The organism is Burkholderia sp. EMB26 (genome assembly GCF_024730645.1).
Classification (GTDB): Bacteria; Pseudomonadota; Gammaproteobacteria; order Burkholderiales; family Burkholderiaceae; genus Burkholderia; species Burkholderia cenocepacia.
In genome coordinates, this window is record NZ_CP078070.1 from 314231 (window position 1) to 337599 (window position 23369).

19 protein-coding genes, 6 tRNA genes and 3 rRNA genes are annotated in these 23369 nt (G+C 61.4%); 19 read left to right on the forward strand and 9 right to left on the reverse strand.

The window, feature by feature from the left end; genetic code table 11:
• Positions 1 to 115 precede the first annotated feature (115 nt).
• Positions 116 to 310, forward strand: coding sequence for a hypothetical protein (locus KU887_RS01480; protein ID WP_006482893.1), 195 nt, complete (start codon positions 116 to 118; stop codon positions 308 to 310).
• A 132-nt stretch (positions 311 to 442) separates the two neighbouring features.
• On the opposite strand, the gene hppD is transcribed toward KU887_RS01480, so the two are convergent.
• On the reverse strand, positions 443 to 1540 hold the full coding sequence (gene hppD, locus KU887_RS01485; protein ID WP_258252468.1) for a 4-hydroxyphenylpyruvate dioxygenase: 1098 nt from the start codon (positions 1538 to 1540) through the stop codon (positions 443 to 445).
• Between the two features lie 214 nt (positions 1541 to 1754).
• Here hppD and KU887_RS01490 point away from each other — a divergent pair, with 214 nt between their 5' ends.
• Positions 1755 to 2279, forward strand: a complete 525-nt coding sequence (locus tag KU887_RS01490; RefSeq protein WP_006482889.1) for an Lrp/AsnC family transcriptional regulator — start codon at positions 1755 to 1757, stop codon at positions 2277 to 2279.
• Positions 2280 to 2345: 66 nt separating this feature from the next.
• Here KU887_RS01490 and KU887_RS01495 read toward each other — a convergent pair whose 3' ends face one another.
• The 8 genes from KU887_RS01495 to paaA all read right to left on the reverse strand — a co-directional run bounded on the left by KU887_RS01495 (position 2346) and on the right by paaA (position 8599).
• Positions 2346 to 2993 (reverse strand): GNAT family N-acetyltransferase, encoded by a 648-nt coding sequence (locus KU887_RS01495; RefSeq protein ID WP_258252474.1) that lies wholly within the window; start codon positions 2991 to 2993, stop codon positions 2346 to 2348.
• Positions 2994 to 3227: 234 nt separating this feature from the next.
• Positions 3228 to 3833 (reverse strand): TetR/AcrR family transcriptional regulator, encoded by a 606-nt coding sequence (locus KU887_RS01500; protein ID WP_006482923.1) that lies wholly within the window; start codon positions 3831 to 3833, stop codon positions 3228 to 3230.
• A gap of 13 nt (positions 3834 to 3846) precedes the next feature.
• Complete coding sequence (locus tag KU887_RS01505) at positions 3847 to 4668, reverse strand: DUF1835 domain-containing protein (RefSeq protein WP_012492290.1); 822 nt, start codon at positions 4666 to 4668, stop codon at positions 3847 to 3849.
• A 127-nt stretch (positions 4669 to 4795) separates the two neighbouring features.
• The gene (gene paaE / locus KU887_RS01510; RefSeq protein WP_048992256.1) at positions 4796 to 5884 is read right to left on the reverse strand and encodes a 1,2-phenylacetyl-CoA epoxidase subunit PaaE; all 1089 of its coding nucleotides are present in this window, start codon (positions 5882 to 5884) and stop codon (positions 4796 to 4798) included.
• Between the two features lie 2 nt (positions 5885 to 5886).
• Positions 5887 to 6441, reverse strand: a complete 555-nt coding sequence (gene paaD / locus KU887_RS01515; RefSeq protein ID WP_006482879.1) for a 1,2-phenylacetyl-CoA epoxidase subunit PaaD — start codon at positions 6439 to 6441, stop codon at positions 5887 to 5889.
• 25 nt (positions 6442 to 6466) lie between these two features.
• Positions 6467 to 7270, reverse strand: a complete 804-nt coding sequence (gene paaC, locus KU887_RS01520) for a 1,2-phenylacetyl-CoA epoxidase subunit PaaC (protein ID WP_060263596.1) — start codon at positions 7268 to 7270, stop codon at positions 6467 to 6469.
• Between the two features lie 10 nt (positions 7271 to 7280).
• The gene (paaB, locus tag KU887_RS01525; protein ID WP_006482881.1) at positions 7281 to 7565 is read right to left on the reverse strand and encodes a 1,2-phenylacetyl-CoA epoxidase subunit PaaB; all 285 of its coding nucleotides are present in this window, start codon (positions 7563 to 7565) and stop codon (positions 7281 to 7283) included.
• A 35-nt stretch (positions 7566 to 7600) separates the two neighbouring features.
• Positions 7601 to 8599: a 1,2-phenylacetyl-CoA epoxidase subunit PaaA gene (gene paaA / locus KU887_RS01530; protein ID WP_034201096.1), complete on the reverse strand. Its 999-nt coding sequence runs from the start codon at positions 8597 to 8599 to the stop codon at positions 7601 to 7603.
• A gap of 200 nt (positions 8600 to 8799) precedes the next feature.
• Between paaA and KU887_RS01535 the strand changes: the two genes are divergently transcribed.
• The 17 genes from KU887_RS01535 to rplL all read left to right on the forward strand — a co-directional run bounded on the left by KU887_RS01535 (position 8800) and on the right by rplL (position 23184).
• The gene (locus tag KU887_RS01535) at positions 8800 to 10065 is read left to right on the forward strand and encodes an SGNH/GDSL hydrolase family protein (protein WP_060263595.1); all 1266 of its coding nucleotides are present in this window, start codon (positions 8800 to 8802) and stop codon (positions 10063 to 10065) included.
• Between the two features lie 565 nt (positions 10066 to 10630).
• Positions 10631 to 12163: ribosomal RNA gene (locus tag KU887_RS01540) — 16S ribosomal RNA — on the forward strand.
• A 64-nt stretch (positions 12164 to 12227) separates the two neighbouring features.
• Positions 12228 to 12304 (forward strand) — tRNA-Ile (locus KU887_RS01545).
• 39 nt (positions 12305 to 12343) lie between these two features.
• Positions 12344 to 12419 (forward strand) — tRNA-Ala (locus KU887_RS01550).
• Between the two features lie 275 nt (positions 12420 to 12694).
• A 23S ribosomal RNA gene (locus KU887_RS01555) occupies positions 12695 to 15576 on the forward strand.
• Between the two features lie 154 nt (positions 15577 to 15730).
• Positions 15731 to 15843 (forward strand): 5S ribosomal RNA (gene rrf, locus KU887_RS01560).
• Together the 16S, 23S and 5S rRNA genes with 2 tRNA genes alongside form the textbook arrangement of a ribosomal RNA operon.
• Positions 15844 to 17993: 2150 nt before the next feature.
• A tRNA-Tyr gene (locus KU887_RS01565) sits at positions 17994 to 18079 on the forward strand.
• Between the two features lie 43 nt (positions 18080 to 18122).
• Positions 18123 to 18196, forward strand: a tRNA-Gly gene (locus tag KU887_RS01570).
• A 22-nt stretch (positions 18197 to 18218) separates the two neighbouring features.
• Positions 18219 to 18293, forward strand: a tRNA-Thr gene (locus tag KU887_RS01575).
• A gap of 66 nt (positions 18294 to 18359) precedes the next feature.
• Entirely contained in the window at positions 18360 to 19550 is a 1191-nt protein-coding gene (tuf, locus tag KU887_RS01580; protein ID WP_006482910.1) for an elongation factor Tu, read from the forward strand.
• A 59-nt stretch (positions 19551 to 19609) separates the two neighbouring features.
• A tRNA-Trp gene (locus KU887_RS01585) sits at positions 19610 to 19685 on the forward strand.
• Positions 19686 to 19727: 42 nt separating this feature from the next.
• Positions 19728 to 20108 (forward strand): preprotein translocase subunit SecE, encoded by a 381-nt coding sequence (gene secE, locus KU887_RS01590; protein ID WP_006482892.1) that lies wholly within the window; start codon positions 19728 to 19730, stop codon positions 20106 to 20108.
• Position 20109: 1 nt separating this feature from the next.
• On the forward strand, positions 20110 to 20667 hold the full coding sequence (nusG, locus tag KU887_RS01595) for a transcription termination/antitermination protein NusG (RefSeq protein ID WP_006400672.1): 558 nt from the start codon (positions 20110 to 20112) through the stop codon (positions 20665 to 20667).
• Between the two features lie 141 nt (positions 20668 to 20808).
• Positions 20809 to 21240, forward strand: a complete 432-nt coding sequence (rplK, locus tag KU887_RS01600; protein WP_006477201.1) for a 50S ribosomal protein L11 — start codon at positions 20809 to 20811, stop codon at positions 21238 to 21240.
• Positions 21241 to 21939 carry a 50S ribosomal protein L1 gene (gene rplA / locus KU887_RS01605; RefSeq protein WP_006482906.1) on the forward strand — a complete coding sequence of 233 codons (699 nt, stop codon included), beginning with the start codon at positions 21241 to 21243 and terminating at the stop codon, positions 21937 to 21939.
• Between the two features lie 309 nt (positions 21940 to 22248).
• On the forward strand, positions 22249 to 22746 hold the full coding sequence (gene rplJ / locus KU887_RS01610) for a 50S ribosomal protein L10 (protein ID WP_006482916.1): 498 nt from the start codon (positions 22249 to 22251) through the stop codon (positions 22744 to 22746).
• Between the two features lie 63 nt (positions 22747 to 22809).
• On the forward strand, positions 22810 to 23184 hold the full coding sequence (gene rplL / locus KU887_RS01615) for a 50S ribosomal protein L7/L12 (RefSeq protein WP_006482911.1): 375 nt from the start codon (positions 22810 to 22812) through the stop codon (positions 23182 to 23184).
• Positions 23185 to 23369: the final 185 nt, after the last annotated feature.

A 23369-nucleotide genomic window follows, 5' to 3' on the forward strand; every position in this document is an offset into this window, starting at 1 on the left:
CCGCGTTGATCTTCGGGCAAATGCCGTTAATCTTGTCGGCCTGCCGGAGGTGCCCGGCCGCGTGGGTTCGTTCCGACGCAGTCGGGGAGGCGCCGGCAGTTTTACAGGAGGTGCAATGAACACACGTCATATCCAGAGTTTCCTGATCGTGTCCGCCGCGTTTTTCTCGATGACCGGCCCGGTGCACGCGCGAGGCGCGAGCGCACTGGCGGCAGCCGGCGCGCAGATGCAGCAGATCGTGCCGGCCCAGGACGCCGCAGCCCAGCCGTCGGCCGAGCGTGCCGCCGAGTCGAAGGCGAACGTGCGTTGATGCGATCGCGCGGCTTGCGGGCCGCGCCGAAATACAAAAGGGCGGGAATCCGAGGATTCCCGCCCTTTTTCTTTGTGCGGCCGGATCGCGCGGGCGGCCCGGCTGCCGAGCCGCTGCCGCGCGGTGCAAGCGTCAGGCCTTGTCCTGCACGACGCCGCGGCGGATCTGGTCGAGCTCGATCGATTCGAACAGCGCCTTGAAGTTGCCTTCGCCGAAGCCCTGGTTGCCCTTGCGCTGGATGATCTCGAAGAAGATCGGCCCGATCTGGTTCTCGGTGAAGATCTGCAGCAGCAGGTCGTCGCGCGCGCCGTCGATCAGGATCTTGCGTTTCTTCAGCTCGGCCAGCGATTCGCCGTGGTTCGGCACGCGGCGGTCGACCAGTTCGTAATACGTGTCGATCGTGTCGAGCAGCTTCACGTCCTTGCTGCGCAGCCCGTCGACCGCCTGGTAGATGTCGCTCGCGCCGAGCGCGATGTGCTGGATGCCTTCGCCGTGATACGCGTCGAGGTATTCCTGGATCTGGCCGGCCGTGTCCGAGCCTTCCTCGTTGATCGGGATGCGGATCTTGCCGCACGGCGACGTCATCGCCTTCGACTTCACGCCGGTCACCTTGCCTTCGATGTCGAAGTAGCGCACTTCGCGGAAGTTGAACAGGCGCTCGTAGAACTCGGCCCATTCCTGCATGCGGCCGCGATGCACGTTGTGCGTCAGGTGGTCGATGTAGGTGAGGCCGTGCCCGACCGGGTTCGGGTTCGCGCCGGGAATCGGCTCGAAGTCGACGTCGTAGATGCTGATGTCGCCGATCGCGCCCGGCTGCGCGCCGTTCTTGCCGCGCCAGCGGTCGACGAAATAGATCAGCGAATCGCCGATCCCCTTGATCGCCGGGATGTTCAGCTCCATCGGGCCCGTCTTGTTGTCGAAGCCCCACGCGCCGAGTTCCAGCGCACGCTGATACGCCTTCGCGGCGTCCTGCACGCGGAACGCGATCGCGCAGATCGACGGGCCGTGCAGGCGCGCGAAGCGTTGCGCGAACGAATCGGGTTCGGCGTTGATGATGAAATTGATGTCGCCCTGGCGGTACACCGTCACGTCCTTGTGGCGGTGGCGCGCGATCGCGGTGAAACCCATCCGTTCGAACAGGTGTCCGAGCGCTTTCGGGTCCGGTGCCGTGTATTCGATGAATTCGAAGCCGTCGGTGCCGACGGGGTTGTCCCAGGTGGGGATCTGCATGTCGTGTCTCCTGTGCGGGGCGATCGGCCGGGGCGGCGTGCGCGTGCTCGGCCTGGTTCGATGTCGACGGCCGCCTCCGCAATGAGCGTGTGCGGCGCGTCGAGACATGCGACAGAGTGTAGCGGGCGGCCGCGAGCGGAAACTTGCGAACTTGATCGCCCGCGCCTACGATGGCGCAATTTCCAGTCTCAAAATAATCAACGGAGGGCAGAAGATGGCGCAAGCCGAATTGGATGCCATCGATCGGCGAATTCTCGCGATTCTTCAGGAGAACGGGCGCCTGTCGAACCAGGAGATCGCCGAGCGCGTGAACCTGTCGCCGAGCCCGTGCCTGCGGCGGATCCGGCGGCTCGAGGACATCGGCGTGATCACCGGCTACGTCGCACTGCTGAATCCGCAGAAGCTCGGGCTCGACCTGCTCGCGTACGTGAGCGTGCGGCTCGAAAAGCGTGGCGGCCTCGCGCCGGTCCGGGTCGACGAGACGTCGGCGCGCGCGGGCGCGACGCACGCGGAGCTGTTTCGCGCGGCCGTGCAGGCCTGGCCGGAAGTGGTCGCGTGCCACGCGATGACGGGCGACATGGATTACCTGCTGCGCGTGCAGGTCGAGGACATGGCGCATTTCTCCCGCTTCGTGCAGGAGCATCTGCTGCATCACCCGTCGGTGATCGACGTGAAGACGAGCTTTTCGCTCGACTGCTTCAAGGAAACGACGGCGTTGCCGATTCGGTCGGTGCGCTAGCGGGCGGGGAAAGGAGGGGAGCCGGGTGCGCCACAGGCGCGGCCCGGCTGGCCGACGCCGTCGACGTCAGGCCGTCAGTGCGGCGGGTATCAGCGATTCGATGAACTTCGTCGTGCGGCGCGCCTGGCGCTTCATCGCGTAGTCGAACACCGCGGCCTGTTCCTGCAGCATCTCGGCGATGATCGTCGAGTGGTCGGCGGGCGGCAGCGACAGGTACGCATCGGCTTCGCCGTACGCGTACTCGATCCGCATCCCGGATTTCTTCGCGATGTGCATCATCGTCGCGTTACGCGACAGGCAGTGCATGTACAGCATCGTCACGTGCGTGTTGCGGCTGCGGATCGCCGCGCGCTCGAACAGCTTCGAGCCGACGCCGCGGCCGCGTGCGCGTTCGAGCACCGACACGCCGAATTCGGCCGTGCGCTTGTCGCCTTCGGCCGGCAGATAGGCCAGGTGGCCGACGCCGATCAGTTCGAGATCGTGGTCGAACACGCCGAATACGGTATCGCGACCGAAATCGATCGTGCGGACATAGTTCTCGATCACGTGGTCGGGCACCATCTGGCCGAAGCGCAGCAGGCGGTCCTCTTCGTCGAGCGAGAGAAAGTGGGTGAGCATCTGCTCACGGTCTTTGGAAGCCAGTTCCCTGACGAGAACCGGCGCAGTACCGGCGTGGCCGACAGCATCGGCACGGCGGTTGGATCGCGTGTTCATCGTGGGTTCCTCAGTGTGTGGCTGCACAAGCGGCTTGTGCAATGCAACAGCATTCTACCCGACCGAGGTAAGGGAAAACCCGCATTTGACGTTATTTGTGCCGAGGGTGAATTCTAAATCCGCTTAATTATTCGTCTATCTATTTGATTTTTAATGGATTTAAAATTCATCATATGAAACGCGCGACGGGCGGTCGCACTGTGCCCGCCGCGCAACGCATGCTGCAGCGCGGCATCAGGCCGCTGTCGACAGCCCGCGTTCGATCAGGTCGATTACCTGTTCGGCGAAGTCGCGGTAGCCGAGGCGCCCGCCCGGCTTCAGCCATGTGAAGGTCCAGTTGATCATCCCGAACACCATCATCGTCACGGAGGTCTGGTTTTCCTTCGAGATGCGGTCGGGATACGCGCGCGCGAGCTGCCGCGTGAACGCCGCGACGATGTCGCGCTGGCGGTCGAGCACGATTTCGCGCTGCGCATCCTCCAGATACTTCACGTCGTTGAGCAGCGCGACGTGGCGGCTGTGCGACGTCTCGTATTCGGCGAGGAACGCGCGCACGAGCTCGGCGAACGCGTCGCGCTCGCTGAGGCCGCGCCGCTGGCTCGCACCCTCGACCTCGGCGATGATCAGCATCAGCCGTTTGGTGTAGCGATCGAGCAGGTCGAACAGGATCGCTTCCTTGCTCTCGTAATAGTGATAGAGCCGCGCCTTCGACGTACCGCTCGCGGTCGCGAGATCGGACATCGACGTGCTCGGGTAGCTCGTCTGCGCGAATTTCTCGGCGGCCAGGTCGAGGATCTGCTCGCGCTGGGATTCGTGGTCGGGCGCTCGGGTTCGGGCCATGGTCGAAGGAAGATTAGCGGTGCGCGGCGGCCGGGGCCGCGCGCACCTGCGTGGAAGAGAGGGCCGCGGGCGCGTCGTCCTGCAGCTCGAGTCGGCCGGTGGCCGCGAGTTCGCGGCAGCGCCACCACGCGATCGAGTCGCTGACGAACAGCCCGCCGCGGTCGGCGGCGGCCATGATGCTGCCGACGAGGCGCCGCGCGGGCTGCCAGTCGGTTTCCGCGCGCGCGACGATCAGCGCGTCGAGATCGGCGTAGTGGCCGCTCTTGATCGTGTTGCTGACCCAATAACGCAGCTCGGCGTTCAGGTGCTTCGCCTCCTGCCACTCGAGCGCAAGGCGGCCGATGCGCAGGACCGAGATCGGCGCGGCCACCGGCCGCTTGCGCGCCAGTTCCGCGGGCGAGAACATCCCGGTCGCGCAGGCCTGGTCGGTACGCGACAGCGATGCGCGCTGCGCGGCGTCGAGGTCGGCGGCCGACAGCCGTACCTCGTTCAGGCGCTGCGGCACGTTGCGCAGGTGATAGGCGACGCGGCGCAGCAGCAGCTTGTCGCCGACGCTCGGCGCATGCCACACGACGACCTGGCCGGTATCCATCGCGAGCTGGTCGAGGCGGGCGAATTCGCCTTCGATTTCCGCGTTCCAGTCGGGAATCTGGTCGCCGAGCACGTGCTGCCAGAAAGCGGCGCGCGTGTCGGGCGTCTCGTCGGCGCCCTTCAGTGGCCCGACGCCGAGATCGTCGAGCAAACCGACGACGCGCTCGTCGCGTCCGGCTTGCACGAGAGCCTCGCGCAGCGACGCGGCGGCGGTGCCGCCCTGAATCACATGAATGGTACTCATCGGCCTGTCGTCAACAAAAGAAAACCGCCGACGGGCGGACGTTGCGATGTCCAGCCGGCCGGCGGCCCCTAGTGTAAGCGAGATGTGTGACGGCGAGAAACCGTCGGGCGCCGCGACGCGATGCCGCTCAACGTTCGTCGAAGCTCACGACGACCTTGTCGCTGATCGGGTGGCACTGGCACGTCAGCACGAAACCATCCTTCACCTCGTGCTCCTCGAGCGTGTAGTTCTTCTCCATCCGCACTTCGCCTTCGACCACCTTCGCGCGGCATGTGCAGCACACGCCGCCCTTGCACGCATACGGCAGCGCGAGGCCCGCGCGCAGGCCCACGTCGAGCAGGCTCACGCCTTCGTACGGCAAGCGCAGCTTGCGCTTCTTGCCGTCGAGCACGATCTCGAGATCGGCGGCCGGCGTCTGGTCGGTGATCTCGACGACCGGTGCGCCGGCCTGCGGCAGCGGCGTGCCGAAGCGCTCGACATGCACCTTCGCCTGCGGCACGCCGGCCGCCTTCAGCGCGGCTTCGGCGGCGTCCATCATCGGCGCCGGGCCGCAGATGAACGCCTCGTCGATCGCGTCGGCCGGTGTCAGCGTGGCGAGGAATTCCGCGCATTTCGCCTGGTCGAGCACGCCGTTGAACAGCTCGACGTCCTGCAGATCGTCCGACAGCACGTGGTAGAGGACGAAGCGGTTCATGTAGCGGTTCTTCAGGTCCTCGAGCTCCTCCGCGAACATGATCGCGTCGACGCTGCGGTTGCCGTAGATCAGCGTGAACGTGCTGCGCGGCTCGAGTTCGAGCGTCGTCTTCACGATCGCGAGCACCGGCGTGATCCCCGAGCCGCCCGAAAACGCGACGTACTGCTTGCCGTGGTCGGCGTTCAGGTGCGTGAAGAAGCGGCCATCCGGTGTCATCACGTCGATCATGTGGCCGGGCTTCAGCGTATCGAACGCGAAGTTCGAGAAGCGGCCGCCGCGCACGCGCTTGATGCCGATGCGCAGTTCGCCGTCACGGTCGTAGTCCGTCGTGCCGACGCAGATCGAATACGAGCGGCGCGTCTCCTCGCCGTCGATGTGGGTCTTCAGCGTGACGAACTGGCCCTGCGTGAAGCGGTACGCGTCGCGCAATTCGGGCGGCACGTCGAACGAGACGGTCACGGCGTCGGCGGTCTCGGGCCGCACGTCGCGGATACGCAGCGGGTGAAATTGCGGGGTCGCCATATTCAGTAGGGTTTGAAGTAGTCGAAGGGTTCGCGGCAGTCGACGCAGCGATACAGCGCCTTGCAGGCCGTGGACGCGAATTGCGCGAGACGTTCGGTGCGCGCAGAGCCGCAGCGCGGGCAGGTGGGTGCCGCGACCGGCCGCGGCACGAAGCGCACGACGTTCTCCCGCGGCGCGGCGCTGCCGCACTGGCCGACCGGCGGCGCGATACCGTACGCGCGCAGCTTGTCGCGCGCTTCCTGCGTAATCCAGTCGGTCGTCCACGCGGGAGCGAGCACCGTCTCGATCCGGTGCGGCGGCAAGTCGGCGGCCTGCAGCGCGGCGGCGATGTCCTCGGCGATCTGCGACATCGCCGGGCAGCCCGAGTAGGTCGGCGTGATCACGACTTCGAGCTGGCCGTCGTCCGCGCGGCGGACGTCGCGCAGGATGCCGAGCTCGCGGATCGACACGACCGGGATCTCCGGATCGGGCACGGCTTCGAGCACGTCCCACGCGCGGGCGAGCAACGGATCGTCGCGGTGCGCGGCGGGGGCAGGGGCGGCGGTCTGGGCGGACATCGTCGGGCTCCGTGGCGTGGGCCGGTTACCAGCTCGCGCCGGGATGCTGGCGCGCGAGGCTCTGCATTTCGGCGAGGAGGTAGCCCATGTGCTCCGAGTGCTCGCCCTGCTTGCCGGTCGTCACATGCTTCACCGGCGCCGGCAACGCGAGCGTGGCTTCCGCGAGCGCGTCATCCACGTCCGCGCGCCACGCGGCCTCGATCGCGGCCGGCGCCGGGCCGATGCCCGGTGCGACGATCGCGTCGTCGATCGCATCGGCGGCGAAAAATTCGCGTGTGTACGGCATCAGGTAGTCGAGCGCGGCCTGCGCGCGGCGGTGCGATTCGTCGGTGCCGTCGCCGAGGCGCACGAGCCACTCGCGCGCATGCTGGACGTGATAACGGGTTTCCTTCACCGATTTCGCGGCGATCGCCGCCAGTTGCGTGTCGGTCGACGTCTCCAGCGCGCTCCATACGTGCAGCATCAGCGCCGCGTACAGGAAGTTGCGCACGATCGTCACCGCGTAGTCCTTGTCGGCGTGCGCGGTGCCGGAGACCGGGCCGTAGTGCGGCAGTTCGGCGAGCGTGAAGTTCGCGAACTCACGCTCGGTGCGGAAGTACGCGTAGTCGTCCTCGGTCTTCGTCGCGCCGGTGAGCTGGCGCTCGAGCTCGGCCGCGTGCGTGTACAGCATGCGCGCCTGGCCGATGAGGTCGAGGCTCATGTTGGTGAGCGCGATGTCTTCCTCGAGGATCGGGCCGTGGCCGCACCATTCGGCATTGCGCTGACCGAGGATCAGCGCGTTGTCCGCGAGGCGCAGCACGTAGGAGAGGTGTTCGGGCGTGATCGTCATGGCGCGGGCGTTACATGTGGTTGACTTCGTCGGGCAGCGTGTAGAACGTCGGATGACGGTAGATCTTGTCGCCCGCCGGTTCGAACAGTTCGGCCTTCTCGCTCGGGTCCGACGCGGTGATCGCCGACGACGGCACCACCCAGATGCTCACGCCTTCCTGGCGACGCGTGTAGACGTCGCGCGCCATGCGCAGCGCCATCGTCGCGTCGGCCGCGTGCAGGCTGCCGCAATGCTTGTGGTCGAGGCCCTGCTTGCTGCGCACGAACACTTCCCAGATCGGCCATTCCTTGTTCATCGTTTTCTCCTGATTCCTGAATTCGAGGGGGCCGCTCAGGCGGCCTGCTGTTCGGCGCGGGCGCGGCGCTTCGCTTCGTGCGCGAGCGCGGCTTCGCGCACCCAGGCGCCATCCTCGTGGGCTTTCACGCGCGTCGCGAGGCGTTCCTTGTTGCACGGGCCGTCGCCGTTGACCACGCGCCAGAATTCGTCCCAGTCGATCGCGCCGTAGTCGTGGTGGCCACGCGCTTCGTTCCATTTCAGGTCGGGGTCGGGCAGCGTCACGCCGAGCACCTTCGCCTGGTCGACCGTCGCGTCGACGAATTTCTGGCGCAGATCGTCGTTCGAGATCCGCTTGATGCCCCATTTGGCGGACTGGCTGCTGTGGACCGAATCGGCGTCGCTCGGGCCGAACATCATCAGCACCGGCCACCACCAGCGGTTCACGGCCTGCTGGACCATCGCGCGCTGCGCGTCGGTGCCCTTCATCATCGACAGCAACGCGTCGAAACCCTGGCGCTGATGGAACGACTCCTCCTTGCACACGCGAATCATCGCGCGCGCGTACGGACCGTACGTGCAGCGGCACAGCGGGATCTGGTTCATGATCGCGGCGCCGTCGACCAGCCAGCCGATCACGCCGACGTCGGCCCAGGTCGGCGTCGGGTAGTTGAAGATGCTCGAGTATTTCGCCTTGCCGGCGTGCAGCGCGTCGATCAGCGAATCGCGCGATACGCCGAGCGTTTCGGCCGCGCTATAAAGATAGAGGCCGTGGCCGGCTTCGTCCTGCACCTTCGCGAGCAGGATCGCCTTGCGCTTCAGGCTCGGCGCGCGCGAGATCCAGTTGCCTTCCGGCAGCATGCCGACGACTTCGGAGTGCGCGTGCTGCGAGATCTGGCGCACCAGCGTCTTGCGATACGCGTCGGGCATCCAGTCCTGCGGTTCGATCTTGCCGTCCGCGGCCATCACCGCATCGAACCGCGCCTGTTCGGGCGACTCGGCTGCGGCGTCGAGCGGCGCGACGTTGCCGGGGATGTCGAGGGATTGCGTGTACATGGCGAAGGCTCTCGTCCGGTTGAGTGTGTGCGAAGTATAAACCAACCGACCGGTCGGTTAATAAATTTCTTGTGGATTTGCGGCGGGACTCGGGTAAACGAGGGACATCGGGGCGCGATCAAGCGGAGCAAGTGCGGCCCCGCACGTGGGGCCGGCATCTTCTGCGGCACAATGCCCGCTTTCCGATGAGGATTTTGCCGATGTCATTTCGAAGCAATTTCGCCGCGGCTGTGCTGGGTGCGGCCGTTCTCGTGTCGCCGCTTGCAGCGTCGGCCGCGCCGGCCGGGTGGGTCGCTGCGTGGGCGACCGCGCTGCAGCCGATTCCCGACCTCGCCGCACCGCCGCCGCTCTACCGCGCGCCAGACGTGGCCGGGCGAACCGTGCGTCAGATCGTCTACCCGACCGTGTCGGGGCGGGCGGCGCGGATTCGCGTGAGCAACGCATACGGTCGCGCGCCGCTGGTCGTCGAGGCCGCGAGTCTCGCGCGCGCCGGCGAAGGGGCCGCGCTCGCCGGTGGTGCGGCGGTGCCGGTCCGGTTCGGCGGCAAGGCGTCGGTGACGCTCGCGCCGGGCCAGGAACTCGAAAGCGACCCGGTGGCGATCGGCGTGACGGCCGCGCAGCCGTATGCGATCAGCCTCCAGATGGGGCCGAACCAGCGGATGACGGTCTGGCATCGCGTGTCGAACCAGTTCAACTATGTGTCCGGGCCGGGTGATCACGTGAACGATCCGGGCGCCGCGACGTTTCGCACCCGCTTTACCCAATATGCGTGGGTGACCGAACTGGCCGTCAAAGCTGGTCCCGCACACGCCAGCGTCGCGGCGATCGGCGATTCGATCACCGACGGGCTGCGCTCCAGCGTGAACCGGAACCGCCGCTGGCCCGACGCGCTCGCACGCCGGCTGGCGGCAGCGGGTGCCGATTCGGTCGGCGTCGTGAATCTCGGCATCAGCGGGAACCGGCTGCTCAGCGATTCCGCGTGTTACGGCACGTCGCTTGCGTCGCGGTTCGAGCGTGACGCGCTGTCGCGATCGGGCGTGAAGGCGGCGATCGTGCTGATCGGGATCAACGACATCAATTTCGCGGCGATGCCGCCGCGCGCGGGGCTCGATTGCGATCACCCGCATACGCCGGTGACGGCTGCATCGCTGATCGATGGCTATCGCCGGCTGATCGAGACGGCGCACCGACAGGGCGTGAAGGTCTTCGGCGCGACACTCACGCCGGCGGCGCTGCCGGCCGGGCGCGAGGCGATCCGGCTCGAGGTGAACCGGTGGATCCGCAGCGGCGGCGGGTTCGACGGCGTCGTGGACTTCGACGCGGCGCTGCGCGATCCGGCGCGCCCGAGCGTGCTGCAACGCCGATACGATAGCGGCGACGGTATCCATCCGAGCGACGCCGGCTACACGGCGATGGCCGACGCGGTGCCGGTCGAGCGACTGCAGGCTGCTGCGGGCGGCAGCTGACACGCTCTATATATAGAAGGGAACGTTGCCGACGGCTGGTGGATCGTCCGCGCTTCCCGGCCCGTCGAGCCCAAAGCCTCCGTGCGCGTGAGCGCACGGAGGCTTTTTCAAACTTTCTTCACAAAGCGCTTGCATGGATGGGGACAGGTGCTTAGAATCACGCCTCTTTCGCGCTAACGGAAACGCGGCGCGGAAGGAAGGGAAGCGGTGCTGTTGGGGTTCGGAAGTAGCGAGCCTCGGCGGTACGGAAGTTGAGCCCCGCAGTCGCAACGAAGTCGTTCAGAAAGTTGTTGACGAATTGCGAAACACGGTTCATAATCTCGCTTCTCTGCTGCTGAAAACGCAGCGCTGCTGAGGGGTTCAAGATCCCTCGCAGACATGCTCTTTAAAAATTAACAGCCGATAAGTGTGGGCGCTTGATGGCAGCGAGCTGATCCTCGGATCAGATGGCAAAAGTATCAAGAGTCTCACACTAAAGTAAGTCAGGTTTATGAAGTGATTCATATTCCTGTCAGCTTTGAGTGAGCGACCGGTTCTTAACTGAACCGAAAACAGTAACAGGTTTGAACTGAAGAGTTTGATCCTGGCTCAGATTGAACGCTGGCGGCATGCCTTACACATGCAAGTCGAACGGCAGCACGGGTGCTTGCACCTGGTGGCGAGTGGCGAACGGGTGAGTAATACATCGGAACATGTCCTGTAGTGGGGGATAGCCCGGCGAAAGCCGGATTAATACCGCATACGATCCACGGATGAAAGCGGGGGACCTTCGGGCCTCGCGCTATAGGGTTGGCCGATGGCTGATTAGCTAGTTGGTGGGGTAAAGGCCTACCAAGGCGACGATCAGTAGCTGGTCTGAGAGGACGACCAGCCACACTGGGACTGAGACACGGCCCAGACTCCTACGGGAGGCAGCAGTGGGGAATTTTGGACAATGGGCGAAAGCCTGATCCAGCAATGCCGCGTGTGTGAAGAAGGCCTTCGGGTTGTAAAGCACTTTTGTCCGGAAAGAAATCCTTGGCTCTAATACAGTCGGGGGATGACGGTACCGGAAGAATAAGCACCGGCTAACTACGTGCCAGCAGCCGCGGTAATACGTAGGGTGCAAGCGTTAATCGGAATTACTGGGCGTAAAGCGTGCGCAGGCGGTTTGCTAAGACCGATGTGAAATCCCCGGGCTCAACCTGGGAACTGCATTGGTGACTGGCAGGCTAGAGTATGGCAGAGGGGGGTAGAATTCCACGTGTAGCAGTGAAATGCGTAGAGATGTGGAGGAATACCGATGGCGAAGGCAGCCCCCTGGGCCAATACTGACGCTCATGCACGAAAGCGTGGGGAGCAAACAGGATTAGATACCCTGGTAGTCCACGCCCTAAACGATGTCAACTAGTTGTTGGGGATTCATTTCCTTAGTAACGTAGCTAACGCGTGAAGTTGACCGCCTGGGGAGTACGGTCGCAAGATTAAAACTCAAAGGAATTGACGGGGACCCGCACAAGCGGTGGATGATGTGGATTAATTCGATGCAACGCGAAAAACCTTACCTACCCTTGACATGGTCGGAATCCTGCCGAGAGGCGGGAGTGCTCGAAAGAGAACCGGCGCACAGGTGCTGCATGGCTGTCGTCAGCTCGTGTCGTGAGATGTTGGGTTAAGTCCCGCAACGAGCGCAACCCTTGTCCTTAGTTGCTACGCAAGAGCACTCTAAGGAGACTGCCGGTGACAAACCGGAGGAAGGTGGGGATGACGTCAAGTCCTCATGGCCCTTATGGGTAGGGCTTCACACGTCATACAATGGTCGGAACAGAGGGTTGCCAACCCGCGAGGGGGAGCTAATCCCAGAAAACCGATCGTAGTCCGGATTGCACTCTGCAACTCGAGTGCATGAAGCTGGAATCGCTAGTAATCGCGGATCAGCATGCCGCGGTGAATACGTTCCCGGGTCTTGTACACACCGCCCGTCACACCATGGGAGTGGGTTTTACCAGAAGTGGCTAGTCTAACCGCAAGGAGGACGGTCACCACGGTAGGATTCATGACTGGGGTGAAGTCGTAACAAGGTAGCCGTATCGGAAGGTGCGGCTGGATCACCTCCTTTCCAGAGCTATCTCGCACAAGTTGAGCGCTCACGCTTATCGGCTGTAAATTAAAGACAGACTCAGGGGTCTGTAGCTCAGTCGGTTAGAGCACCGTCTTGATAAGGCGGGGGTCGTTGGTTCGAATCCAACCAGACCCACCATTGTCTGGCGGTAGGTACACCTGAGGCAAGTCTGTACATGGGGGCATAGCTCAGCTGGGAGAGCACCTGCTTTGCAAGCAGGGGGTCGTCGGTTCGATCCCGTCTGCCTCCACCAATCCTCAATGACAAACATTCGAATGACGATTGTTCGAGTCTTTGTCATTGGCGATTGAGCCAGTCAGAGCGGTACGAAAGTATCGGCTGTCGTTCTTTAACAATCTGGAAGAAGTAAGTAATTTGGATAGCGGAAGCGTCTTGAGATGGACGTGGAAACTATCCGGGTTGTGATTGTATCGATGTATCTCAAGATGATTCGAACTTAATGTTCGGCTCAATTGGAATACGGCACAACGCGAGAACTCAACCTGTAACGAGACAGACTCGTTATAGGGTCAAGCGAACAAGTGCATGTGGTGGATGCCTTGGCGATCACAGGCGATGAAGGACGCGGTAGCCTGCGAAAAGCTACGGGGAGCTGGCAAACGAGCTTTGATCCGTAGATGTCCGAATGGGGAAACCCACTCCTTTTGGAGTATCCATGGCTGAATACATAGGCCATGTGAAGCGAACGCGGTGAACTGAAACATCTAAGTAACCGCAGGAAAAGAAATCAACCGAGATTCCCAAAGTAGTGGCGAGCGAAATGGGATGAGCCTTGCACTCTTTATTTGTATTGTTAGCCGAACGCTCTGGAAAGTGCGGCCATAGCAGGTGATAGCCCTGTAGGCGAAAACAGTATGAAAGAACTAGGTGTGCGACAAGTAGGGCGGGACACGTGAAATCCTGTCTGAAGATGGGGGGACCATCCTCCAAGGCTAAATACTCGTGATCGACCGATAGTGAACCAGTACCGTGAGGGAAAGGCGAAAAGAACCCCGGGAGGGGAGTGAAATAGATCCTGAAACCGCATGCATACAAACAGTCGGAGCCTCGCAAGGGGTGACGGCGTACCTTTTGTATAATGGGTCAGCGACTTACGTTCAGTAGCAAGCTTAACCGTATAGGGCAGGCGTAGCGAAAGCGAGTCCGAATAGGGCGTTCAGTTGCTGGGCGTAGACCCGAAACCAGGTGATCTATCCATGGCCAGGATGAAGGTGCGGTAACACGTACTGGAGGTCCGAACCCACTAACGTTGAAAAGTTAGGGGATGAGCTGTGGATAGGGGTGAAAGGCTAAACAAACCTGGAAATAGCTGGTTCTCTCCGAAAACTATTTAGGTAGTGCCTCGTGTCTCACCTTCGGGGGTAGAGCACTGTCATGGTTGGGGGGTCTATTGCAGATTACCCCGCCATAGCAAACTCCGAATACCGAAGAGTGCAATCACGGGAGACAGACATCGGGTGCTAACGTCCGGTGTCAAGAGGGAAACAACCCAGACCGCCAGCTAAGGTCCCCAAATATAGCTAAGTGGGAAACGAAGTGGGAAGGCTAAAACAGTCAGGAGGTTGGCTTAGAAGCAGCCACCCTTTAAAGAAAGCGTAATAGCTCACTGATCGAGTCGTCCTGCGCGGAAGATGTAACGGGGCTAAGCTATATACCGAAGCTGCGGATGCGTGCTTAGCACGCATGGTAGGAGAGCGTTCCGTAAGCCTGCGAAGGTGCCTTGTAAAGGGTGCTGGAGGTATCGGAAGTGCGAATGCTGACATGAGTAGCGATAAAGGGGGTGAAAGGCCCCCTCGCCGTAAGCCCAAGGTTTCCTACGCAACGTTCATCGGCGTAGGGTGAGTCGGCCCCTAAGGCGAGGCAGAAATGCGTAGCTGATGGGAAGCAGGTCAATATTCCTGCACCATTGTTAGATGCGATGGGGGGACGGATCGCGGAAGGTTGTCCGGGTGTTGGAAGTCCCGGTCGCTGCATTGGAGAAGGCGCTTAGGCAAATCCGGGCGCAGGATTCAAGGGTGTGGCGCGAGCTCCTTAGGGAGCGAAGCAATTGGAAGTGGTTCCAAGAAAAGCCTCTAAGCTTCAGTCTAACGATGACCGTACCGCAAACCGACACAGGTGGGCGAGATGAGTATTCTAAGGCGCTTGAGAGAACTCGGGAGAAGGAACTCGGCAAATTGGTACCGTAACTTCGGGATAAGGTACGCCCTTGTAGCTTGACTGGCCTGCGCCAGGAGGGTGAAGGGGTTGCAATAAACTGGTGGCTGCGACTGTTTAATAAAAACACAGCACTCTGCAAACACGAAAGTGGACGTATAGGGTGTGACGCCTGCCCGGTGCCGGAAGATTAAATGATGGGGTGCAAGCTCTTGATTGAAGTCCCGGTAAACGGCGGCCGTAACTATAACGGTCCTAAGGTAGCGAAATTCCTTGTCGGGTAAGTTCCGACCTGCACGAATGGCGTAACGATGGCCACACTGTCTCCTCCCGAGACTCAGCGAAGTTGAAGTGTTTGTGATGATGCAATCTACCCGCGGCTAGACGGAAAGACCCCATGAACCTTTACTGTAGCTTTGCATTGGACTTTGAACCGATCTGTGTAGGATAGGTGGGAGGCTATGAAACCGGAACGCTAGTTTCGGTGGAGCCGTCCTTGAAATACCACCCTGGTTTGTTTGAGGTTCTAACCTTGGCCCGTGATCCGGGTCGGGGACAGTGCATGGTAGGCAGTTTGACTGGGGCGGTCTCCTCCCAAAGCGTAACGGAGGAGTACGAAGGTACGCTAGGTACGGTCGGAAATCGTGCTGATAGTGCAATGGCATAAGCGTGCTTAACTGCGAGACCGACAAGTCGAGCAGGTGCGAAAGCAGGTCATAGTGATCCGGTGGTTCTGTATGGAAGGGCCATCGCTCAACGGATAAAAGGTACTCTGGGGATAACAGGCTGATACCGCCCAAGAGTTCATATCGACGGCGGTGTTTGGCACCTCGATGTCGGCTCATCTCATCCTGGGGCTGTAGCCGGTCCCAAGGGTATGGCTGTTCGCCATTTAAAGAGGTACGTGAGCTGGGTTTAAAACGTCGTGAGACAGTTTGGTCCCTATCTGCCGTGGGCGTTGGATATTTGAAGGGGGCTGCTCCTAGTACGAGAGGACCGGAGTGGACGAACCTCTGGTGTACCGGTTGTCACGCCAGTGGCATCGCCGGGTAGCTATGTTCGGAAGAGATAACCGCTGAAAGCATCTAAGCGGGAAACTCGCCTTAAGATGAGATATCCCTGGGGACTAGATCCCCTTGAAGGGTCGTTCGAGACCAGGACGTTGATAGGTCAGGTGTGTAAGCGCAGTAATGCGTTCAGCTAACTGATACTAATTGCCCGTAAGGCTTGATCCTATAACAAGTCTGCCTTGTAGATCGGCGCCGTGCGCAAGCACTGGCCGCGATCCAGAGCGACAAGTTGGATTCTCGTGTGTGATACACACAACCTAAATTACTGCTTCTTCCCAGATTGGTTCTGTTGGCCACGCCAGCAGAACAACCCCCTTTGCCTGATGACCATAGCGAGTCGGTCCCACCCCTTCCCATCCCGAACAGGACCGTGAAACGACTCTACGCCGATGATAGTGCGGATTCCCGTGTGAAAGTAGGTAATCGTCAGGCTCCCTAAGCCAGAAACCCCCGCCCGAAAGGCGGGGGTTTTTGCATTGGCGCGCCAGAAAAGCGTGCGGCGAAGCGCCGTGTGGCACGAGTTGGGTGTCGAAGGCGTTGGCTCAAATCGAAATCGTCTCCTCGAGATTGGCCAAATGCATCTCGCCCGTCGGGATGCCTGTACGCCAGCAACTAATGTTGCTGAAATCACGAACCTTCTATTTTTCGTTTGTGTCGGCGGCCATCAGGGCCGCGGCGAGAAATCGCCTTGGACAACTTCGCCAGAGTAATCTTCCGGCCGGCCTTGTTCGACACAGGCGCCCGCCAGGTCTGGCTACCCCACGTCACCCGATAATCGATCAACGCGCCTTGATCGCCGGTGTATCGAGCGCGTCTTCTGCCTCGGTGCGCTGCGCATATCGCGTGGCAGCGGGTGCGCCCTGCGCTCGCTCTATCTCCCGCGGGTTGGTGGCAAGAACGGGTGGGATGTCCGCGCTTCCGGCTCTCTTGTCGCAAGTGCCAAATGTGCGTGCGTTCCTCGCGAAACCACGCGACCGAGCTGCGTCCCGCCAGGGAGGCGCGGCGTTGCTATTAGGCGACATTTCCGTTCTAACTCGCTATATCTTCGCCTGAAATAGCCCTATCGGGCCGCGATCTACGCTTGAGTCGCGGTCGACGGTCCGCCGAGCCGTGTGCGTATCGCGGGGCCAAAGAAGATCAAAAAGCGGTGCGATTCCTCTCGACGGCCGCCCGTTGACCGTTCCGTAACGCGTAAATTTCGCCGATGAGCGGATAGGTAGCCTCACCTCCGTGGCCTAGGCCTTTTCCCATCGATGTGAAGGATGTGCTGTCGGCGTCGACGCCTAGAGCGCGTTTTGTGCGACCGTATTCGGATCGCCGGGCAGAGAGTCTCCTGCAGATGGAGACTGCGGTGCCGTGTTCCGGTCGTGAGTCCGGGGCAGCTCGAACACTGCCGGGCAGCGCACTTCGGATGTCGACGCTCCTGCGCCATCTATACGCTTTCCACTGTCTTTGGGCGCGTGTGGCGTGACGGCGGCTCATCCGTGGAGCGCGGCGCCGAAATTGGGAGCGCAGCTGGACGTGGCGGGCACCATACGAACAGTTGTGATGTCTCGGTGTACGCCGAAGATTCGCCGCGATGCCGATTCGATGCTGACGCTGAGCGGTTTGCACGACGAGACACAGCGATGCCGGCCGGCGGAACGTTCGACGCGGCGGTAGCAAGGCCAGAGAGAGGCCTGGACCAGGGCGCGCGTCGCCAGCAGTGCCCGCAAGCAGGGCAGCGGGACGTGCAGAACCGTCGCGTTCATCGCTCGAGACGGCATCGAGCCATCGCTTCCCGATTCCGCTGTTGTGCCGCGAGAGAGCCGGCGCGTGCCGACCCACACATCAAGGAATCGAGCGCGGGCTGCAATCGTTGATGCTCCCCAACCGCGGAGCACGGCGCCGGTAACGGCGGTGCAGCCGAGAGTCATGCTGGCTGTCGAATCGTCCTGATCGACCTCGAGCGGCACCAAGAGTCTGCCGAAGCCGCGGCATGTCGCTGCACCACAAAGGAATGCCGTTACAGAGCAAGCGCGGCATATGAAGGAAGCAGGCTGGCGCGTGGAGATGGGCACCGGAGGGAGGCCGGCGATTCGGGACGATATCGTGCCCCCGGGAAAGTCGTCGAACGCAACAGGGTGATCGAATTCGGCAATGAGGCCGGTTCGCCCCGATTGCGGAAGGGGGCGCGAAAGCATTTGTCCCCATGTTGGCCTGGATCGGGGCGGGCAGCCTGCAGTGCCCGCTGCAAAGCCGCTATTTCCTGCAAGAAGCGCTGACGAACCTCCCGTGAACCCCCGACGCCCTGCTGGCCGAACACGCCCGGCACGAAATTTGCCGAAATTTTGTGTCTACCCGCTTGGCATTGTGCGAAAGAGGCCGTATGATGGCGGTCTTTCGTTTTTAGCGCAGATGCAGATCCGCGCTGAAGGCGGAGTCTGACGAAGATGTGGCGCCGGTCGGCAACATCTCGCGCTTGCCTTAGCCGGGCAAGGGCGGGGATCGGCGGGAAGCAGGAGTCGGGAAGAAAGTGAAAATAATCTTCCGGATATGCTTGACAGGAGTGCGATGCACCCCCATAATCGTCAGTTCTCTACGGAGGGGTGCCCGAGTGGCTAAAGGGGGCAGACTGTAAATCTGTTGGCTTACGCCTACGTTGGTTCGAATCCAACCTCCTCCACCAAGATATCAGCGCAGTGAGCGGCAAGGAATCGTTAGTGGCCCGTGCGGGTGTAGCTCAATGGTAGAGCAGAAGCCTTCCAAGCTTACGACGAGGGTTCGATTCCCTTCACCCGCTCCAGACCGCTAAGTTGAAGCGTAGCGCCCATGTGGCTCAGTGGTAGAGCACTCCCTTGGTAAGGGAGAGGTCGGCAGTTCGATCCTGCCCATGGGCACCAGCAGTAAAAAGTCAGTGTCTTGTTTGCGCGCGGCGCAACCTGTGAAATTCCTTTTGGGAGTTGAAAATGGCCAAGGAAAAGTTTGAGCGGACCAAGCCGCACGTGAACGTTGGTACGATTGGTCACGTTGACCACGGCAAGACGACGCTGACGGCAGCGATCACGACGGTTCTGACGAAGAAGTTCGGCGGCGAAGCGAAGGCATACGACCAGATCGACGCGGCACCGGAAGAAAAGGCGCGCGGCATCACGATCAACACGGCGCACGTCGAGTACGAAACGGCTAACCGCCACTACGCACACGTCGACTGCCCGGGCCACGCTGACTATGTGAAGAACATGATCACGGGCGCGGCGCAGATGGACGGCGCGATCCTGGTTTGCTCGGCAGCAGACGGCCCGATGCCGCAAACGCGTGAGCACATCCTGCTGGCGCGTCAGGTTGGCGTTCCGTACATCATCGTGTTCCTGAACAAGTGCGACATGGTGGACGACGCTGAACTGCTCGAGCTGGTCGAGATGGAAGTTCGCGAACTGCTGTCGAAGTACGACTTCCCGGGCGACGACACGCCGATCGTGAAGGGTTCGGCGAAGCTGGCGCTGGAAGGCGACACGGGCGAGCTGGGCGAAGTGGCGATCATGAGCCTGGCCGACGCGCTGGACACGTACATCCCGACGCCGGAGCGTGCAGTTGACGGCGCGTTCCTGATGCCGGTGGAAGACGTGTTCTCGATCTCGGGCCGTGGTACGGTGGTGACGGGTCGTGTCGAGCGCGGCATCGTGAAGGTCGGCGAGGAAATCGAAATCGTCGGTATCAAGCCGACGGTGAAGACGACCTGCACGGGCGTTGAAATGTTCCGCAAGCTGCTGGATCAAGGTCAGGCAGGCGACAACGTGGGTATCCTGCTGCGCGGCACGAAGCGTGAAGACGTGGAGCGTGGCCAGGTTCTGGCGAAGCCGGGTTCGATCACGCCGCACACGCACTTCACGGCTGAAGTGTACGTGCTGAGCAAGGACGAAGGCGGCCGTCACACGCCGTTCTTCAACAACTACCGTCCGCAGTTCTACTTCCGTACGACGGACGTGACGGGCTCGATCGAGCTGCCGAAGGACAAGGAAATGGTGATGCCGGGCGACAACGTGTCGATCACGGTGAAGCTGATCGCTCCGATCGCGATGGAAGAAGGTCTGCGCTTCGCGATCCGCGAAGGCGGCCGTACGGTCGGCGCCGGCGTCGTCGCCAAGATCATCGAGTAAGCCAGTTATTCGTTGATCGACAGTTTTGGGGCTGGCATCAGCCGGCCCCAACATGGTTTAGGGGTATAGCTCAACTGGCAGAGCGTCGGTCTCCAAAACCGAAGGTTGGGGGTTCGATTCCCTCTGCCCCTGCCAAAAATCGCCACGTGTCCCACGTGGCATTTGTTTTAAGGTGTTATGGCGAATCCATCCGTCGAAACTGTAAATACCTCCGGCGATAAGCTGATGCTGGCCCTGGGCGTATTGCTGGTGTTGGCCGGATTCGTGGGCTTCTTCTGGCTGGCCAATCAGCAGTGGTATGTCCGCGGTGCCGCGTTGGCGGTAGGTATCATCGCCGGCGTGGCCGTCGGGCTGATGTCCGCCCCTGGCAAGAGCCTCATCGCGTTTGCCAAGGATTCGTACAAGGAAGTCCGGAAGGTCGTATGGCCCACCCGCAAGGAAGCAACGCAAACCACACTCGTCGTGTTCGGTTTCGTGCTCGTGATGGCGATTTTCCTCTGGTTGAGCGACAAATCGATCGAATGGGTGATTTTCTCGGCGATTCTGGGTTGGAAATGATATGAGCGATACTCCGGCATCCCCGAGCGGAAAGCGTTGGTACGTCGTGCACGCCTACTCCGGTATGGAGAAGAGCGTGCAACGCGCGCTTCAGGAGCGCATCGAACGTGCTGGCATGCAGGACAAATTCGGTCAGATCCTGGTCCCGACCGAAGAAGTGGTCGAAGTCAAAGGCGGCCACAAGGCAGTGACCGAGCGTCGTTTCTTCCCCGGCTACGTGCTCGTGGAAATGGAAATGACGGACGAAACGTGGCACCTCGTGAAGAACACGGCGAAGGTCACCGGTTTCGTCGGCGGTGCGCGTAACCGCCCGACTCCGATTTCCCCGAAGGAAGTCGAGAAGATCATGTCGCAGATGCAGGAAGGCGTCGAAAAGCCGCGCCCGAAGACCCTGTTCGAAGTCGGCGAGATGGTGCGCGTCAAGGAAGGCCCGTTCACGGACTTCAACGGCACCGTCGAAGAAGTCAACTACGAAAAATCGCGTGTGCGTGTGTCGGTCACAATTTTTGGCCGATCCACCCCGGTCGAACTCGAATTCGGCCAGGTCGAAAAAGTTTGATCCCGATTCGGTGGGCAGCCTCGGCTGCCCACCTTCGCGCTTACGGCCCGCGTCATGGCCGTTGAGGAGCGTCAGTAGCCAGCGGCGAAAGCGCGTTATCACTCACCGAACGCCTTCTCCGGCGTTCCAATGAGGTTTCAAATGGCAAAGAAGATTATCGGCTTTATCAAGCTGCAGATCCCTGCAGGTAAAGCCAACCCGTCGCCGCCGGTCGGTCCGGCACTGGGCCAGCGCGGCCTGAACATCATGGAGTTCTGCAAGGCGTTCAACGCGCAGACTCAAGGCATGGAGCCGGGTCTGCCGGTGCCGGTGGTCATCACGGCATTCGCTGACAAGAGCTTCACGTTCGTGATGAAGACGCCGCCGGCGACCGTCCTGATCAAGAAGGCGGCGAAGGTGGACAAGGGCTCGAGCAAGCCGCACACCGACAAGGTCGGTTCGATCACGCGCGCTCAAGCCGAAGAAATCGCGAAGACCAAGATGCCGGACCTTACGGCAGCTGATCTGGACGCAGCCGTTCGCACCATCGCTGGTAGCGCACGCTCGATGGGTATCACTGTGGAGGGCGTGTAAATGGCTAAGATCTCCAAGCGCCGTCAGGCATTTGCCGCCAAGGTCGACCGTCAGAAGCTGTACGCGATCGAAGACGCACTGAGCCTCGTGAAGGAATGCGCGAGCGCGAAGTTCGACGAGTCGATCGACGTCGCAGTCCAGCTCGGCATCGATGCGAAGAAGTCGGACCAGGTCGTTCGTGGTTCGGTCGTTCTGCCGGCAGGTACGGGCAAGTCGGTTCGCGTTGCCGTGTTCGCGCAAGGCGAAAAGGCCGAGCAGGCTCGTGCAGCAGGCGCGGAAATCGTCGGTATGGAAGACCTGGCTGAGCAGATCAAGGCTGGCCAGATGGACTTCGACATCGTGATCGCTTCGCCGGACACGATGCGTATCGTCGGTACGCTCGGCCAGATCCTCGGCCCGCGCGGCCTGATGCCGAACCCGAAGGTCGGTACGGTCACGCCGGACGTCGCCACCGCCGTCAAGAACGCGAAGGCTGGTCAGGTGCAATTCCGTGTCGACAAGGCCGGTATCATCCACGCGACCATCGGCCGTGCATCGTTCGAGCCGACCGCGCTGCGTTCGAACCTGTCGGCGCTGATCGAAGCGCTGCAGAAGGCAAAGCCGGCAACGAGCAAGGGCGTGTACCTGCGCAAGATCGCACTGTCGAGCACGATGGGCGTCGGCGTGCGTGTCGACCAGGCTACGCTGGCAGCACAGTAAGCAAGTATTCGGGCCGTTTCGTTCGCGAAGCGGCCCACATGGGCTTTGGGCGGTTGTTCGCGCAGCAGGGCGGACAACCGGTTATCAAAGACCGTTGGTGGGGCGCAGCAGTCGGGTGATCCCCTTAATTCAAGCCAACGCAGATGGCGAACCCGAAAAAGTTTTGCAGTGGTGAAGCCGCAGGCCGCGAAGCGATTCGCGGCGTGAGGTGGAAATACTCCTAACGAGGTCGGACGCCGTTGTTGAACGAGGTACGTGAGGTTTCGGCCATGCCGGCCATGCCGAACGTATCGTTTCTGGAGGCTAACCGTGCCGCTTAATAGAGAAGACAAGCAAGCCGTCGTCGCTGAGGTTTCCGCGCAAGTCGCGAAGGCCCAGACCGTTGTGCTGGCTGAGTATCGTGGAATTGCGGTTGGCGATCTGACCAAGCTGCGCGCGCAAGCGCGTGAGCAAAAGGTTTACCTGCGCGTGTTGAAGAACACGCTGGCGCGTCGCGCCGTCGAAGGTACGCCGTTTGCTCCGCTGGCAGAGCAGATGACTGGTCCGTTGATCTACGGCATCTCGGAAGATGCAATTGCTGCTGCTAAGGTCGTCAACGACTTCAGCAAGAGCAATGACAAGTTGGTCATCAAGGCTGGTTCGTTCGATGGCAAGGTGATGGACAAGGCTGGCGTGCAAGCGCTGGCAAGCATCCCGAGCCGCGAAGAACTGCTCTCGAAGCTGCTGTTCGTTATGCAAGCGCCTGTTTCGGGCTTCGCGCGTGCTCTGGCCGCGCTGGCCGAGAAGAAGCAAGCGGAAGCTGCATAAGCGAACGTGCATCAGCGTTACTGATCGCTGGCTGTATCCGAATTCAATTTAGGAGTATTTCAAATGGCAATCGCAAAAGAAGACATCCTGGCAGCAGTCGAAGGGATGACCGTTCTGGAACTGAACGAACTGGTCAAGGCGTTCGAAGAGAAGTTTGGCGTGTCGGCAGCTGCAGTGGCAGTCGCTGGCCCGGCAGGCGGCGGCGCTGCTGCTGCTGCAGAAGAGAAGACCGAATTCACGGTCGTCCTGGCTGAAGCCGGCGCCAACAAGGTTTCGGTCATCAAGGCCGTTCGCGAACTGACGGGCCTGGGCCTGAAGGAAGCGAAGGACCTGGTTGACGGTGCACCGAAGCCCATCAAGGAAGGCGTCGACAAGGCTGCTGCTGAAGAAGCCAAGAAGAAGCTGGAAGAAGCTGGCGCGAAGGTCGAAGTCAAGTAAGTTTCGGCGCGCTGTGCGAAGGCTGGCGGTATTTTCACCGCCGGCCTTTTTGTGCTTTGTGGGGACGTTATTCTGGCACTCATTCGGGAGCCCGAATAATCGGCCCCAGAAGCCAAAGAAAACCGCCTGATCGTTGTGATGAATCACGCACGATTGGCGGTTCTCTTTGTCTTCTGAAGCGACTG

Coding starts and splice junctions, on each gene's coding strand:
- KU887_RS01495 (WP_258252474.1), bottom strand. CDS start 2,993: ATGAACACGCGATCCAACCGCCGTGCCGATGCTGTCGGCCACGCCGGT.
- paaD (WP_006482879.1), bottom strand. CDS start 6,441: ATGTCCGCCCAGACCGCCGCCCCTGCCCCCGCCGCGCACCGCGACGAT.
- paaE (WP_048992256.1), bottom strand. CDS start 5,884: ATGGCGACCCCGCAATTTCACCCGCTGCGTATCCGCGACGTGCGGCCC.
- KU887_RS01490 (WP_006482889.1), top strand. CDS start 1,755: ATGGCGCAAGCCGAATTGGATGCCATCGATCGGCGAATTCTCGCGATT.
- rplL (WP_006482911.1), top strand. CDS start 22,810: ATGGCAATCGCAAAAGAAGACATCCTGGCAGCAGTCGAAGGGATGACC.
- rplK (WP_006477201.1), top strand. CDS start 20,809: ATGGCAAAGAAGATTATCGGCTTTATCAAGCTGCAGATCCCTGCAGGT.
- KU887_RS01535 (WP_060263595.1), top strand. CDS start 8,800: ATGTCATTTCGAAGCAATTTCGCCGCGGCTGTGCTGGGTGCGGCCGTT.
- rplA (WP_006482906.1), top strand. CDS start 21,241: ATGGCTAAGATCTCCAAGCGCCGTCAGGCATTTGCCGCCAAGGTCGAC.
- KU887_RS01480 (WP_006482893.1), top strand. CDS start 116: ATGAACACACGTCATATCCAGAGTTTCCTGATCGTGTCCGCCGCGTTT.
- hppD (WP_258252468.1), bottom strand. CDS start 1,540: ATGCAGATCCCCACCTGGGACAACCCCGTCGGCACCGACGGCTTCGAA.
- nusG (WP_006400672.1), top strand. CDS start 20,110: ATGAGCGATACTCCGGCATCCCCGAGCGGAAAGCGTTGGTACGTCGTG.
- tuf (WP_006482910.1), top strand. CDS start 18,360: ATGGCCAAGGAAAAGTTTGAGCGGACCAAGCCGCACGTGAACGTTGGT.
- paaA (WP_034201096.1), bottom strand. CDS start 8,599: ATGTACACGCAATCCCTCGACATCCCCGGCAACGTCGCGCCGCTCGAC.
- paaC (WP_060263596.1), bottom strand. CDS start 7,270: ATGACGATCACGCCCGAACACCTCTCCTACGTGCTGCGCCTCGCGGAC.
- KU887_RS01505 (WP_012492290.1), bottom strand. CDS start 4,668: ATGAGTACCATTCATGTGATTCAGGGCGGCACCGCCGCCGCGTCGCTG.
- KU887_RS01500 (WP_006482923.1), bottom strand. CDS start 3,833: ATGGCCCGAACCCGAGCGCCCGACCACGAATCCCAGCGCGAGCAGATC.
- secE (WP_006482892.1), top strand. CDS start 19,728: ATGGCGAATCCATCCGTCGAAACTGTAAATACCTCCGGCGATAAGCTG.
- paaB (WP_006482881.1), bottom strand. CDS start 7,565: ATGAACAAGGAATGGCCGATCTGGGAAGTGTTCGTGCGCAGCAAGCAG.